Consider the following 15,119-nt stretch of genomic DNA (forward strand, 5'->3'; position numbering starts at 1 on the left):
GGTTGCCCCCCGCCGAGCAGGCTGCCCCGTCCCAGGCCCGCGTCGATTCGTGGACCTGGTCGGTGCGCCTGTTCAAGACGAGATCCGCTGCGGCCGAGGCATGCCGGGGCGGTCACGTTCGCGTCAACGGTGCCACGGCGAAACCCGCCCAACCGGTTCGCCTCGGTGACGAGGTCCGGATCCGGGCGGGTGGTGTCGAGCGCATCGTGATCGTGGAGCGCGTCGTCACCAAACGAGTCAGCGCGCCCATCGCCGCGCAATGCCTGATCGACCGCAGTCCGCCACCACCTCCGCGAGAGATTCTCGCGACCATGCCGCGTCGTGATCGCGGCAGCGGCAGACCTACGAAGCGCGAACGTCGCGAAACCGACCGTCTCCTCGGCCGCGACGATCCACCGCAGGACTAGGTTTCGGCTGTATCGCCCATGCGAGAGGCGATACGGCTCGCCGCGATTGCCGCGACCCCCACGGTCACCAGTGCGCCGAGCATGATGGCCGACGATTCCCCCGGCGCCAACACGTGTAGTTGTCCGCCGACGGTCACCGCCGCGACCGGCACCCCGATCTGTGCCGCCGACAAGGCCGCGAACCGGGCCGGTTGTCCGGTGAATCGATTCACCAGGTGCACCGCGACAGCTCCCGCGCCCAATACGAATCCGAGCCCGATGAGCGATGGCCGTTCCGCGAATTCGCGCAGATTCAGCCGCGCGCCGAGCCAGACGAAGAACACGGGCGCGAGGAAACCGTCGTTGATGGCGAAGAGTTGCCGTGCGACCCGGCGGGGCTCGCCGATGCCCGCCACCGCGAGTCCGGCCGCGAAACCGGCCAGCATGATCGAGACGTGCGTCTGCGTCGCCACCGCGCACAGCGCGAACAACAGCACCAGGCTGACCCGCAGTTCGATCGCGAACCCTCTGTCCTCCGACAATCGGTGTACCCGCCGCCGTGTGCCCGACGACTCGAGTCGGCGCAGGACCAGGAACATCACGAACGCGCAGGCCGCCACCGCGCCGGCCCCGACGGCGGCCCGCCCCGCGTTGCCGGGGTCGATAACCAGCGGCAGCGCGACCACGCACGCGGTATCGGCGATCGCCACCTGCGCGGTCAGTGCCAGCACCGCCGATCCCGTCGCGCCCGCGGCGTCGATGATCGGCAGGACCAGCGCGGCCGATGACGAGGCGAGCAACACCGCGTAGATCGCCCCGTTTCCGGTGTCGAAGAGCTCGGCGATCCCGAAACCCGCGGCGGCGGAGAGTAATCCGACGATCACGGCCCGCGTCGCGCCGATGCCGATGGCCGATCGGACCCGTGGATCACGTACCGGTACGTGGGTGCCCGCGACGAACATCACGACCGCGAAACCCATGTCGGCCAGAAAGGAGAAGATCGGATCCGAACTGTCGAGAACCCCGAATCCGGTAGCGCCGAACGTGATTCCAGCCGCCAACTCGCCCAGGATCACCGGTACGTGCCACGCGGTGCGCACCGCGAACAGCGGGCCGATCAGCCCGAGCGCGATGACGAGGGCGAGGGTGGAGAAGGTCACGGCATCGAGGCGATCTTGAGCGGAATGGCGATGTTCTCGTCGGCCCAGTGGATCGCGCACACGCGGTGGTAGCCGTCGGCGATCACCATCGCGACACCGCGTCGGAAATCGCCGCGCACGACCAGGATCGGGGACAGCGCGGCGCCATTGTTGATCTTGATGAGATCGCGCCGGACATGCGGGTTGTCCGCCGAGAGCAGTTCGAGTCCGGCGGCCCGCAAAATGTCCTTGGCCTTCTTGCGGATGACGGGCGCCTCGCGCAGTCGGTCGACGACGGTCCGCACCACATCCGGTTCGCCGAGCAGTTCCAGATAGTCGGCCGCGGCGGGATAGTCGTGTTCCTCGGGCTTGCTCTTCCACTTCACGTCGACGATTTCGGTGGTCATAGCTCATCATCGCCCCCGCGCCGACCCATCCCGGGGAAATCCGGCGGCGGCGCGTCAGTGCGGTGGCTGCCTGCCGACGACGGCCAGACTCGGCAGCCGACCCGAGCCGAACAGTGCGCGACAGTCCCCGCGACGGATCTTGCCGCTGGAGGTCTTCGGTATCCGGCCCGGTTCGACCAGCAGCACCGTGCCCGCCATCACCTCGTGCACGGCGGCGACCGCGGTACGGATGCGGCGCGCGACGGCCACGGGGTCCGTCGACGGCGGCAGCGCGCCGGTATTCAATTCGGCGACGATCACGAGGTCCTCGCGGTCGCCGTCATCGTGGCCGAAGGCGGTGATATGGCCCGCGCGCACCTCCGGTGCGGCGGCGCAGGCTGTCACCTCGATATCGGACGGGTAGTGGTTGCGCCCGTCGACGACGATCAGATCCTTGAGTCTGCCCGCGATATAGAGCTGGCCGTCGTGGCGGAATCCGAGGTCGCCGGTACGCAACCAGCGCTCGGTCGCACCGACGAGCGTGGCCTCGAAAACGTTGGCGGTCGCCTCGGGTTTCCCGTGGTAGCCCGCGCCGACATTGGCCCCCGACACCCAGATCTCGCCGATTTCGCCGTCGCCCCGCTCGACTCGCGACAGCGGATCGACGATCGTCACCCGCTGTCCGGCGGGAGCGCCGCAGCCGACCAATGTGAGCCCCGACTCCGGCGGCGCGTCCCCGGCCTGTGGTTCGGCTCGGCCGTCGGCCAGCGCGGCCCGGTCGAAACGCGGCGTCACGGGTTCGTGGTTCTGGCCGACGATGGATACCGACAGGGTTGCCTCGGCCAACCCGTAGCCGGGGGCGTGGGCGCGGTGCCGGAATCCGTACTCGGCGAAGGTCCGGGTGAACTCCGAAAGTACCTCGGCGCGTACCGGTTCGGCCCCGTTGATCAGAACGTCCAGCGCGGACAGATCGAGTCCGGCGCGTTCGGACTCGGAGGTGCCCGATACCGCAAGGGACAGGCCGAAATTGGGGCTGCCCGTGGTACCCGCGCGGTACTCGTGGCAGGCGCGCAGCCAGCGGATCGGCCTTTTGACGAAATCGAGCGGTGCCAGCGTGACGCCGTGCACCCCCGAATACAGCGGCAGTGCCAGCGCCAGCACCAGACCCATATCGTGGAAGAAGGGCAGCCAGGAGACGATCGGTCTGTGGCGGGTGGCTGGCACGGCGTCGCGCAACTGCTCCATGGCTGTGGACAGATTGGCGTGGGTGATCCGCACGCCAGCGGGGGTTTTCGTCGAACCGGAGGTGTATTGCAGGTAGGCGATGTCGGCGGGCGGGTCGATGGTCGCGTCGGACAGTGCGGCGGATGTCGCGGTATCGGACGGTACGCGCACCAGCCGCCCGGCCGCCGAACCGAGGGCGGGACCGGTCACCGTGTCGGTCGCCGAGACCAGGCCGATGATGGGTTTCGCGTCGGCGAGTACGTCGTCCAGGCGTGCGGTGTTGCGGCTGCCCGCCACCGGGAACAGCGGAACCGCGATCCGTCCGCTGTAGAGGCAGGCCAGGAAGGCCACCACGTAGTCGAGTCCGTGACCGCACAGGATCGCCACCCGATCGCCGGGCGCGCTCTCGCGTCGCAGCAGCTGTGCCGAGCGGCCCGCCGCGCCGTGTAACCGGGCGTAGGACACGGTGACGGGCGTGCACTCGGTTCCGCGATAGCGCAATTCGGTGAACGCCGGGTCGTCCGGCCGCGTTCGCGCCCATCGCGCGACCCGGGCGGCGAGAGTGTCGGCGGTCGTCATGACGCCTCTTCGGAATCGACCGCGGCGACCCGGTCGGACAGCGCGGCGCCGAGTGCGGCGACGGTCGGATGCATGAACAGTTCCGCGGTCGAGATGGCGATGCTCAGTCGGGTTTCCAGGGCCCTGCGCAATTCGATCGCGAGCAGCGAACTGAGACCGAGATCGTTGAAATCGGCGGTCGGCGGGATGGATTCGGCCGGAATGCCGACGGTGGCGGCCACGATCCGGCGGATGGTCGCTGTCAGAGGTTCCGGTGTGGCGGTGCCGGGCGGGGTCGGCTCCGGGTCGACGGGGTGGGGGCGCGCCGGAGAATTCCGCAGGTCACGTCCCGGCGCGAGCAGCGTGCGCAGCCGGTTGGCCACCGGGGACCGGTCGGGGGTCGGCGCGTAGTCGACGGCGAGCAGATAGGGTCCGGTGTGCCGCAGCGCGCGACCGAGCATTTCCGCGCCGCGCGCCGGATCGAGTGCCGCGATCCCGGCGCGGCGCAGATGGGTCGCGCCGCCCGCCGCCTCGGCCAGCCCCGATGCCCACGTACCCCAGCCGATACTGATGACCCGACGCCGCGGTACCGACGCGGCCAGCGCGTCCATACCCGCGTTGGCCGCCGCGTAGGCGGCCTGGCCCGGCGCGCCGAGCGCACCGGTCGCCGAGGAGAACAGCAGGACGAAATCGATCGGATCGCCCGCGGTCAGCTCGAGGAGATCGCCTGCGGCGCCGATCTTCGGCGCTGCCATCCGTGCCAGCTGGTCCGCGCCGATATCGTCGAAAACCGCGTCTTCGAGGGTGCCCGCGGCATGCACGACACCGCGGATGGTCGAACCGCATTCCCGGATATCGCTCAGGGCGTTGGACAGATCGCCGCGGTCGGTCGCGTCGCAGCGGACCACGACGATCCGCTCCTCGAAACCGTCCAGCGCCGTGGGCACCGGCCGGGGTGATCTGGTCAGCACCACCACGTCGTGCGCGCCCGCGTCGAGCAGCCAGCGCACCGCCAGCGCGCCGAGACCGCCGAGACCGCCGGTCACCACGTAGGTCCCGTGCGGGTCGATCGTGGGCGGCGCGGTGTCGGCGGTCGCGACGGTGAAGCGTCGGATGGCGGCGTCGCCGCCGGTCAGCCGGATCTCCTCGGGCAGTCCGGCTTCCGGTTCGGCGGTGACGAGTCCGGCCAGCACCGCCGTGTTCTCGGGATCGTGGTCGGTCCACACCAGCCGGATCGTGCGCCCGGATTCGAGTTGCAGCGATCGGATCAGCCCGGCCGTCGCGTGCGCGGCGGGGGAGCACCCGAGCGGAAGTACCACCGTCAGCGACGCGGTGGCGTCGTGGGATTGCAGGTGCTGGAGCAGACCCAGTACCCGTCCGACGGTGGTGATCGAATCCCGCCGTGTTCCCGGCTCGTCCGGCCATACCAGTACCACCGCCGTGCGTTCGGCGCTCCCGCGACGCAGCAGCGCCGAGGCGACCACCGCCGCGGCGGCGTCGGGTTCGCGGGCCGCGCGTTCGGTCGGCACGATCGTCTCCAGTGTGCGTGCCAGCCGGGTCGCGAGCGCGGATTCGCCGACGACCAGGGCACGCCGCGCGTGAGGTGGTCGTGCGTCGGCGTCCGGGCGTCCGATCGCCTCGGGATGCAGCGGATGCCAGGTCTCCTGGCGGAACGCGACGGCGGGACCGAGCGCGGACTGCTCGGCGGCGGGCACGCGGGACAGGTGATCCGCGAACCGGATGCGCACGCCGCACAGCGCCAGTACGGGCGCTCCGTGCTGATCGGTGGCGACGACATCGCCGACCAGACCGCTCTCGGAATATTCCGTGATCAGCGCGTGTCCCTCGACCACCACGCGATCGGATTCGGTGGAGACCCAGGCCGATTCGATGCCGATCGGGAGGGGGATCGCCTCGTCGGGCAGGTCGTCGTAACAGGCGGCGGCCAACAGGTGCAGGCAACCGTCCAGGGTGGCGGTGCTGTGCGGTTCGGCGTCCTCGAAGGTGCCGAGGGCCCGGCCGCTACCGGTCGCGATCCGGCGCAACGGGCGGAATCGCGGACCGTATTCCAGTGCTCTGCCGCGCAATTGGGCATAGAAGTAGCCCGCTTCCAGGCCGTGCATCTGGTGACGCACCGCGCGATTGGCGTCGGCCAGACGCATCCAGGCGACGATATCCGCGGGCGAGGGATGCCCGTCCGGTCGTGCGGACGCCACCGGAACCGCGCTGTCGGGTGTGACGCGCAGCGTGCCCGTCGAATCGTCGGCGTGGTAGGCGATCCGGGGCAGCGCGCTCAGCTCGGTCAATTCGTCGACGACGAAATCAGCCAGCATGGTGGCGGATTCGGGTCCGGCCAGGTGCGACAGCCTGCGCAGCCAGTACACCGCGGGGACGGTCGCCGCACCGAGTACCACGTGGTCGTCCAGCAGGTCGGGGACGAACTCGGGTTTCGCGGCGGGCCGATCGGTCCGAGCCGTCGGCGCGAATCGTCGCCGCTGCCAACGGCGTCGATACTCCGGACCGGTGAAAGGGCCGAGTGCCGACCAGTTCACCGCGCGTCCCTCGATATACAGCCGCGCGACGGTCTCGAGGAAGGCCTCGGCCTCGTCCTCGCGCGCCGCTCCCGGATAGGCCGAATCGCGGAACGCCCGGTATTCGCGCACCGACGAGACCAGGACCGGATGCGGCGAGATCTCCACCACGCTCGTGAACCCGTCGGCCGCCGCCAGGTCCAGTGCCGCGCCGAGTTCGACTGTCCCGGAGACATTGTCGGCCCAGTAGTCCGCGGTCAGCGTCGCGGAGTCGACCACGGTGGCGCGCCGCGCCGTCGAATAGAGCCTGGTGTGCGGCGTGTGCGGCGTGAGTCCGCTCAGCGCCTCGACGAAATCGGGCAGTACCGGCGCGACCTGGGGACTGTGCGCGGCGAAATCGACGGCGATGCGCTGGGCGAACATATCGCGACGTCTGGCCCGGCGCACCACGGTGTCGATGTAGCGCGGCACCCCGGAGATCACCACCGAACGTGGTCCGTTGATCGCGGCGATACCCACCGACGCCCGCACGGGCTCAACCAATTGCGCCGCCTCCTCCGGCGCGGCTTCGAGCAGGGCCATCGCGCCCTGACCGTCGAGCGCGCCGAGCGCCCTGCTGCGCCGCACCGCGATATGCGCGCCGTCCGCCAGCGATAACGCGCCCACCCTCACCGCACCGGCGATCTCACCGAGACTGTGCCCGACCACCCCGTCCGGCCGGACACCCCAGGAGGCGAACAGTTCCGCCGACGCGACCTGGTAGGCGAAAAGCGCGGGCTGAACGAATTCCGTCGCCTCGTCACCGAGCGCGAATCCGTGCCTCGGGGTCCACACCCGAGGCCCGCCCGCCGCCACAACGGCATCGGTCGCCGCCGTCACCGCCCGCGCGAAAACCGGCCACCGCGCCGCCAGCGATCTACCCATCCTCGGATGTTGCCCACCCTGACCCGAGAACAGGAACAGCACACCACCGCGCCGCCGCGCCGAACTCGGCCCGATGACACCGGGACTCGAATCGCCCGAGGCCAACGCGCGCAGCCGCTCCCGCGCCTGATCGATGTCATGTGCCGTGACCACGGCCCGGCTGGTCTCGGGTAGTGCCCGCGCCGCGGACACGGCGACCCTGTGCAGAGTCGACCACGTGCCGGTGTCGGCGGCGGGGCCACCATCGGAACGGCCCGCACCCCCACCGATACTGCCCGTGCTGCCTGTCGGGCCGGCACCGCCTGCCTCGCTCGAACGGCCCGCGCCCTCGGAGCCGACCCCGGGACCTGAGCTGCCTACACGGTCGGCACCGCCTGTTCCGCCGGTGCCGGTAGATGGACCGGCACCGGCGGAGGCACCGGCACCGATATGGGCACCCGCCGCGGCGGAGGAAGCAGCGACGTTGTTCGCGGCGTCCGTGTCGGCGGCTGCGGCATACACGGTGGACTTCGCGGATCGAACCGGATGCGCGACGTCAGCACCGTCGACGGTCGTCGGCACGCCCCGACCCACCTCCAGACGAGTGATCAGATCCTCGGCCCGCGTGCGAATTTCGGCGATATCGCGTCCGGTCACCGGAATGACCAACGGCCCGGCGCTGTCCCGGCGGCCAGGAGTCCGCGCGACCCCGCGCAGGACCACGTGCGCGTTGGTCCCGCCGAATCCGAACGAGCTCACGCCCGCGTGACGTTCGGCGCGTGGCGTCGTGCTCCAGTCGACCGGCTCGGTCGGCACCTCCAGCCCGCGTTCGCCCAGTTTCAACAGCGCGTTCTCGGTGGTGAAGTGGATGGTCGGCGCGATCGTCGCGTGGTGGATGGACAGCGCGGTCTTGATCAGGCCGGTCACCCCGGCGGCGGCCTCCAGATGGCCGAGGTTGGATTTCAGCGAACCGATGCGGATCGGTGCCCGGTCGGGCTCGTCGGTGGCGAGTACCGCGGCGAGCGCCCCGACCTCCACCGCGTCGCCGAGGGCGGTGCCGGTGCCGTGGCATTCGATGTAGCCCGCGGAGCGCGGATCGAGTCCGGCCCGCGACCACGCGGTGCGGATGGTGTCCTGCTGCGCTCGGCCGTTGGGTGCGTACAGACCGTTGGAGCGACCGTCGGAACCGACGGCGGCACCGGCGATCTCGGCGTAGATCCGATCGCCCGCGCGACGCGCGTCGGCGGTGCGCCGCAGCACGATCACCCCGCAGCCGTCGCTGCGGGTGTAGCCGTCGGCCGTCGCGTCGAATGGTTTGCACCGCCCGTCCTCGGCCAGGAATCCGCTCTCGGCGAGGTAGTCCGAGGTGTAGGGCAGCAGTGTCAGGTTGACCCCGCCGACGATCGCGAACGGCACCGTCTCGTCGGCGAGCAGTCGCAGCGCGATATCCACCGCGGCCAGCGAGGACGAACAGGCGCTGTCCACAACCAGGCTGGGACCGCGCAGGTCGAGCACGTAGGACAGCCGGTTGGCGATGATGCTGAGCGCCGAACCGGTGACCGCGTACGGCGCGTCGTGTCCGCCGGAGCCGAGCACCGTGACGCCGTGGTCGAACCCGCACGCGCCGAACACCACCGCGGCACCGCGACCACGGGTGCGATAGCCGATGCCCGCGTCGTCGATCGCCTCGATCGCGACTTCGAGCGCCAGCCGCTGCTGCGGATCCATCGACGCGGCTTCCCTGGCCGATATCGCGAACCAGTCGTTGTCGAACCGGTCGATATCGCCGAGATAGCCGGCGTGCCGGGTGACCGATCGGCCCCCGGGTGGTTCGCCGGTGGCGTCGCGTCCGGTGCGCAGCAGTTCCCAGAACTCGTCGAGGCCGTCCGCGCCGGGCACTCGGCATCCCATCCCGACTATGGAGACCGGAGGGTGCGGCGGCGGGAGGGGAGTGTCGGCGGCCGTCATGGCATCGTGAGATGCTCGACAAGCTGCTCGATGTCGGGGTGGTCGTAGAGGGCGGTCAGCGACACCTCGACACCCATGGCATCCTCCAGCGCGGCCGTCAGCCGGGCGAGCTGAGTGGAACTCAGCCCGAGGTCGCTGAACGGCACACCGGTGGCGACCGCCTCGGGAGCGACCCCGAGTAGGTCGGCCACGGCGGCGACGGCGGCCGATAGCAGAGTCGTGCGCCGACCCTGCTCCCGACCGCTCCCACCATCGCGCCCATCCGGCAGACCGGACCCCATCGTGTCCTCCCTCTCCGCCTCGCTCGGGCCGAGAAGCCCGGGAGCGGTACCCCCGCGATTATGCCGTAATCGCGGGGTGGAAGAGGAATGCGTTTCCGGCTGTCCGCCTGCCCCTTTCGCGGCGGCGCGGGCGGTTCACTCGTATTCGGTGCCCCCGTCGCGCAGCAGGTAGCCGTCGGAGACGATCTTGCCGATGGCGCGACCGCCGAGGACGTCCGAGCGTCGTTCGGTCACCGGGCGCACCACCAATCCCTCGCGGATACCGGTTTCCGATCCGGAGACCGTCTCCCTGCCCTCCGCCAGTTCCATCAGCCGCGCGGCGTCGTAGGGGCCTTCGTACAGCACCGGCACCCGTGGCACCGACAGACCGAGATCGGTCCAGACCGCGCCGATTTCGGCGTGGCCGAGCCAGCGCACCGGTTCCGGCTCCGGATCGACCGCGACGTCGAACAGCGCGTAGCCGAGGGTCTCGTCGCGGTCGGCGGCCGCGCCGTAGTGCAGGTCCTGAACGCCCGCGCCGTACACCTCACCGAAGAATCCGACCCGGGCCAGGCCGAACTCGTCGGCGATCGCGCGCGCCGCCTCGACGAGTCCGTAGCGGTGGACCGCGCGCCAGTACAGGTTGCCCTCGGCAGGTATCAGCGCCAACGACTGCCCGCCGACACCCTTGGACGACACGTAGGTCCGCTCGCCGTCACGCACGTAGGTGAACAGGCAGGCGGTGCCGTGGATCTTCTCGGTCGCGACGACGGGTTCGCCCGCCTCGAAGATATCCGGGTACCGCTTGATGTTCTCGACATCGATCCACCGCAGGAGATCCGGCGCGGCTTCGACCTGCCCCGACATCGAGACCGGCACCGTCGGAACCCATTTGGTGATGCCGAGTGTCTCGGCGAAATCGGTCCCGGCCAGCGCCGCGGTCGCGAGGTCGACGTCGCCCAGGGCCGCGGGAACGCAGACGATGCCCTGCGAGACCTCCCCGCGCAGACGCACGGTCTTGACCCGGTTACGTTGCGCGCCCGCCAGTTTCCCGCTCAACCCGATCTCCTCGATCAACGGGTCGGGCAGCACCGCCTGTTCGGGGATGTAGAGCGCGTGGTCGCCGGAGACGAACGCTCCCTTGGCGACGACGGCGCGGTACAGACCGACCTGCGCCAACTCGAGTCGGTCCGCGTTCGGATGCGGATGGACGACCAATTCTTCGACGGTGACTCGTAATGTCGACATGTTGACGACCCCCTCCTGCTGAATCCGGTCAGCGTAGAAGGGCGGACCCGTGCCGGTCGACCGAATTTCGGTCTACTTGACGGCCAGCAACATCGCGGTGGACGAGCCCACCGTGGTGAAATCGACGGTACGAAAACCCGCGCCCCGCAGATCTTCTCGGTACCGGCGTATGTCGATGGCGGCCACCGGATCTTCGGCGTGGTCGTGGGCGCGCGCGGCGGCGAAGCGGGACATGATCGCGACCGCGGCCTTCAGGCGTCCGCCCGGATAGGTATCGGCCAGCAGCAGTCGCCCGCCGGGGCGCAGCACTCGATACATGTGGGCGATGGCGGCCCGGCGATGCTGTTCGGGTATGTGGTGCATGACGAATGTGCAGGTCACCAGGTCGTAGGAGGCGTCGGGCGCGGTGATGTCCTGCGCCGCGCAGACCTCGAATCGACAACCGGCCGAGGACCGCGCCGTCGCGTATTCGATCATCCTGGGTGACGGGTCGACCCCGGTCACCGATCCGTCCGGTCCGACTCGCTCGCCCATCGCGCGGACGAGATCACCGGGACCGCAACCGATATCGAGGACGTCCGCGCCGGGGCCCGCGCCGCTCTCCCGGATCAGCGCGGTGTTCAGGGCCCCTACGCGCCCGAGCAGGTACAGGGATTTGACGAGGCGATATCCACGCGGTTTGGTGATCAGCAGGCCGATTTCGTTCTCTGTCCGCGAAGTCACGCTGTCGAACTGTTGTCTGTTTCCGGTCATGTGTTCATGATCGAGGGTGTATCAGCGGCTCGACCAGGAGCAAAGTGGCGGAAACCGTGCCGTTCGGGACGGTTTCGCACGCTTTATCCGGAGGACTCATGTACTCGGAATCAGCGCGATGAACAAAGGCAACGACCGCCGTGTCCGGCGGACCAGAAACGCTCTGCACCAAGCCCTGATCGAACTCATGATCGAGCGCGGCTACGAGCGGATCTCGGTCAGCGACATCCTGGACCGCGCCGATGTCGGCCGCTCCACCTTCTACGCCCACTTCCGCGACAAGGACGATCTGCTGCTGGTCAGCAGTACCGAATATCTGCGCGCGACCATCATGGCGGCGCGCCCCGACCCGGATGACCCTTTCGCGCCACCGCTTTCGGCCCCGCTCGCCCCCGTCTACACGCTGTTCCAGTTGGCCGCCGAGAACCCCGAGGTGTACCGGGCCCTGCTCGGCCGCAAGGCCAACGCGGTGCTGCTGCGCGCCACTCGCGGTATGGTCGCCAAGATTCTGGTCGAGCGTCTGACCGACACCTTCGATGTCGAGGAGGAGGCGCTGTCCGCGTCGGTCAACTTCCTGTCCTGGGGCATCGTCGGGCTGCTCGGGATGATCGCCGACTCGGACCCGCCGCTGGCGGCCCCAGACGCCTATCGCCAGGTGGAAGCTCTCGTCGCGCCCGGTCTGGAGGATCTGGTCCGCGGGGGCGCCACGGCCGGGGCCGATCGCTCGACCGGCTGATCACGACGGCGCGGACGCCTCGGTCCACCTTCCGGTGATACCGACGCGTCCGCGCCATCCGCGTGCCCGATTCCGTGTCCCAGTCACGGAATCGGGCGTGTGGTCAGGACGAATAGTCCTTGCGCAGTTGTACTTTCACGACCTTGCCGCTGGCATTGCGGGGCAGTTCGGCGACCACGACGAGTTCCTTCGGGTGCTTGTAGCGCGCCAGGTTCTCGTTGAGGAACGGTTCGAGGTCGGCGATGGTCAGTTCGGCGTCCGGATCGACGAGCGCGACGACCGCGACCGGCACCTCGCCCCACTTCTCGTGCGCCCGACCGACCACGGCGGCCTCGCGGATCAGCGGATGGGCGAAGAGCACGTTCTCCACCTCGGCGCAGTAGATGTTCTCGCCGCCGGAGATGATCATGTCCTTCTTGCGGTCGACGACGTAGATGAACCCTTCCTCGTCCTGGCGCACCAGATCGCCGGAATGGAACCAGCCGCCCGCGAACGCCTCCGCCGTGGCTTCCGGCTTGTTCCAGTAGCCCTGCATGAGAGTCGGTCCGCGGTAGACGATCTCGCCGATCTCGCCGGGGGCGACATCGTTCATCTCGTCGTCGACGATGCGGGCCTGGATGGTCGGGATGGGTTTGCCGACCGAGCCGAGTTTGCGGATCGCGTCCTTGCCCTCGAGGACACAGGTGATCGGCGACATCTCGGTCTGGCCGAAGACCGCGACATTGAACGCGGTCGGGAAGGCTTCGGCCATGGCGCGCAGCACCGTGTCGGAGGCGGGCGCGGCGCCCCAGCTCAGCGCCTCCAGGGCCAGCTTGCGGTCCTTGACGGTCGGATCGGCGCAGATCAGCTGCCATTGCGCGGGCACGCAGAACGCCGTCGTCGCCTGCTCGGCCTCCAACGCGTCCAGGAATTCGGTGGCGTCGAACGCGCCGAGCGGATGCAGGACGGTCTTCGCGCCGAGCATGAAATACGGTGCGAGACTGCCGAGTCCGGCGATGTGGAACAGCGGGGAGGTGCAGAAGCCCACCGATTCCGGTTCGATGGCGAGTGCGCGGATACAGGTGAGCGCCTGGGCGTTCATATTCGCGTACGAGAGCACCGCGCCCTTGGGGCTGCCCGTGGTGCCCGAGGTGTACATGATCAGGCTCGGGGTGTCCTCGGGGATGTCGAGCGGCGTATGCGGCGCGCCCTCCTCGGCCAGCGCGTCGTCGAATCCGATGACGCCGTCACCGGAGGCGCCACCGATGACCACGCAGGTCTCCAGCGCGGGGGACTGCGCCTTGACGGCGGCGGCCAGTGGCGCCAACACCGTATCGGTGACGATCGCCTTCGCGCCGCTGTCGCTGACGATGTAGGCCACCTCGGGCGGGGTGAGCCGGAAGTTGACCGGTACCGCGATGGCGCCGAGCGCGTTGATGCCGAAGACCGTTTCCAGGTATTCCGGGTAGTTCAGCGCCAGGATCAGCACCCGGTCGCCGAAGCCGACACCGCGCCGGGCGAGGGCGTCGGCGAATTTCAGCGAGCGTTCGTGCAGTTGCTTCCAGGTGGTGTCCACACCACGGAACCGCACGGCGACCTCTTCGGGACGCATCTGCGCGTGCGCCGCGAGCTGGTTGTTCCAGTGGTTGCGCCGCGAACGGATCGGTTCGTCGAGTGCTTGTGCACCAGTGGTCATGCCGCGAACTCCTTGGCTGTGCGGTGTCGCGAACTGCGGGCAGTCGCGGAGGGGACCGTGACCCGCGTCGGTGGGACCGACGGCATCGACGGGCTGAACTGAGACGAGAATAACAACTAACTTACAGCAGCGGCAAGCGCGCGAGAGAAGAATGATCGTTAATCGTCTCGCGATGCCATTGAGGTCGACAAATATGCCTCGATCTGCCGGTTTGCGGATCTCCGAACCCGATCTACGCGGAGGGGAACCCTACGCCAGGAGATCATGTATGCGAATCCCGGCTCACTTGTGGGTTGTCTGCCGGTCGACCCCCGTGTCACCATCGACCCGGCAGGGCGGGAACGACGCCCACCCGGAATAGAGGAGTAGCGCGATGCTGCGGACCAGGTTCACCGAGACCTTCGGGGTGGAGCACCCCATCGTGCAGGGCGGCATGATGTGGGTCGGCCGGGCCGAACTCGTCGCGGCCGTCGCGAACGCGGGCGGACTCGGCTTCATCACCGCTCTGACCCAGCCCACCCCCGACGAACTGCGCAACGAGATCGCCAGGACCAGGGAACTGACCGACAAGCCGTTCGGCGTCAACGTCACCATCCTGCCGTCGATCAACCCGCCGCCGTACGCCGAATACGTTCAGGCGATCATCGACAGCGGCGTGAAGATCGTGGAGACCGCCGGTTCCAACCCCGAGCCGTACCTGCCGTACTACCACGACGCCGGTATCAAGGTGCTGCACAAATGCACCAGCGTGCGGCACGCGCTCAAGGCCCAGCACGTCGGCGTCGACGGTGTCAGCATCGACGGATTCGAATGCGCGGGTCACCCGGGCGAGGACGATATCCCCGGCCTGATCCTCATCCCGGCCGCCGCGCGCGTCCTCGACATCCCGATGATCGCCTCGGGCGGTATCGCCGACGCCCGCGGACTGGTCGCGGCGCTCGCGCTCGGCGCGGACGGCGTCAATATGGGCACCCGTTTCCTGTGCACCCGCGAATCGGCCATCGACCAGAAGGTCAAGGAACAGATCGTCGCCAACAGCGAACTCGACACCCAGCTGATCTTCCGCACCATGCGCAATACCGCCCGCGTCGCGGATAACGAGGTCAGCCGCAAGGTCGTCGAAATCGAGAAGGCCGGAGGGAAATTCGAGGACGTCCGCGAACTCGTCGCCGGTGCGCGCGGCCGCCGGGTCTTCGAGGAAGGCGATCTCGACGCGGGAATCTGGTCGGCGGGCCTGGCCCAGGGCCTGATCCACGACATCCCCAGCTGCGCCGAACTCATCGGGCGCATGGTGTCGGAGGCCGAGGAGTTGATCACCGCCCGGCTCGCCGACGTCGTCGTCACCGCCTGAT

At 69.1% G+C, this 15,119-nt stretch carries 11 protein-coding genes; 3 read left to right on the top strand and 8 right to left on the bottom strand.

Annotated elements, in window-relative coordinates; translation table 11 throughout:
* Positions 1-2: 2 nt before the first annotated feature.
* Positions 3-407 (top strand): RNA-binding S4 domain-containing protein, encoded by a 405-nt coding sequence (locus DAT37_RS02650; protein ID WP_109523003.1) that lies wholly within the window; start codon positions 3-5, stop codon positions 405-407.
* Here the strand turns inward: DAT37_RS02650 and DAT37_RS02655 are convergent.
* The 7 genes from DAT37_RS02655 to DAT37_RS02685 form a co-directional block, all read right to left on the bottom strand.
* On the bottom strand, positions 404-1,546 hold the full coding sequence (locus DAT37_RS02655; protein ID WP_109523004.1) for a cation:proton antiporter: 1,143 nt from the start codon (positions 1,544-1,546) through the stop codon (positions 404-406). The genes DAT37_RS02650 and DAT37_RS02655 overlap by 4 nt on opposite strands.
* A complete protein-coding gene (locus tag DAT37_RS02660) occupies positions 1,543-1,920 on the bottom strand; it encodes a hypothetical protein (RefSeq protein ID WP_109523249.1) in 378 nt (125 codons plus the stop codon). The genes DAT37_RS02655 and DAT37_RS02660 overlap by 4 nt, the downstream gene beginning before the upstream one ends.
* 66 nt (positions 1,921-1,986) lie before the next feature.
* Complete coding sequence (locus DAT37_RS02665; RefSeq protein WP_109523005.1) at positions 1,987-3,714, bottom strand: fatty acyl-AMP ligase; 1,728 nt, start codon at positions 3,712-3,714, stop codon at positions 1,987-1,989.
* Positions 3,711-9,095: a type I polyketide synthase gene (locus DAT37_RS02670; protein ID WP_109523006.1), complete on the bottom strand. Its 5,385-nt coding sequence runs from the start codon at positions 9,093-9,095 to the stop codon at positions 3,711-3,713. The genes DAT37_RS02665 and DAT37_RS02670 overlap by 4 nt, the downstream gene beginning before the upstream one ends.
* A complete protein-coding gene (locus DAT37_RS02675) occupies positions 9,092-9,376 on the bottom strand; it encodes an acyl carrier protein (RefSeq protein WP_109523007.1) in 285 nt (94 codons plus the stop codon). The genes DAT37_RS02670 and DAT37_RS02675 overlap by 4 nt, the downstream gene beginning before the upstream one ends.
* Positions 9,377-9,511: 135 nt before the next feature.
* Positions 9,512-10,603, bottom strand: coding sequence for an RNA ligase (ATP) (locus DAT37_RS02680; protein WP_109523008.1), 1,092 nt, complete (start codon positions 10,601-10,603; stop codon positions 9,512-9,514).
* Between the two features lie 72 nt (positions 10,604-10,675).
* The gene (locus tag DAT37_RS02685; protein WP_109523009.1) at positions 10,676-11,356 is read right to left on the bottom strand and encodes a class I SAM-dependent methyltransferase; all 681 of its coding nucleotides are present in this window, start codon (positions 11,354-11,356) and stop codon (positions 10,676-10,678) included.
* A gap of 118 nt (positions 11,357-11,474) precedes the next feature.
* On the opposite strand from DAT37_RS02685, the gene DAT37_RS02690 reads away from it, so the two are divergent.
* Positions 11,475-12,092 carry a TetR/AcrR family transcriptional regulator gene (locus DAT37_RS02690; protein WP_109523010.1) on the top strand — a complete coding sequence of 206 codons (618 nt, stop codon included), beginning with the start codon at positions 11,475-11,477 and terminating at the stop codon, positions 12,090-12,092.
* A gap of 103 nt (positions 12,093-12,195) precedes the next feature.
* On the opposite strand, the gene fadD5 is transcribed toward DAT37_RS02690, so the two are convergent.
* Entirely contained in the window at positions 12,196-13,767 is a 1,572-nt protein-coding gene (fadD5, locus tag DAT37_RS02695; RefSeq protein WP_109523011.1) for a fatty-acid--CoA ligase FadD5, read from the bottom strand.
* A gap of 373 nt (positions 13,768-14,140) precedes the next feature.
* Between fadD5 and DAT37_RS02700 the strand changes: the two genes are divergently transcribed.
* Entirely contained in the window at positions 14,141-15,118 is a 978-nt protein-coding gene (locus DAT37_RS02700) for an NAD(P)H-dependent flavin oxidoreductase (RefSeq protein WP_109523012.1), read from the top strand.
* The last annotated feature ends 1 nt before the right edge of the window (position 15,119 follow it).

The sequence above is a fragment of the Nocardia aurea genome (genome assembly GCF_003123685.1).
Lineage (GTDB): Bacteria > Actinomycetota > Actinomycetes > Mycobacteriales > Mycobacteriaceae > Nocardia > Nocardia aurea.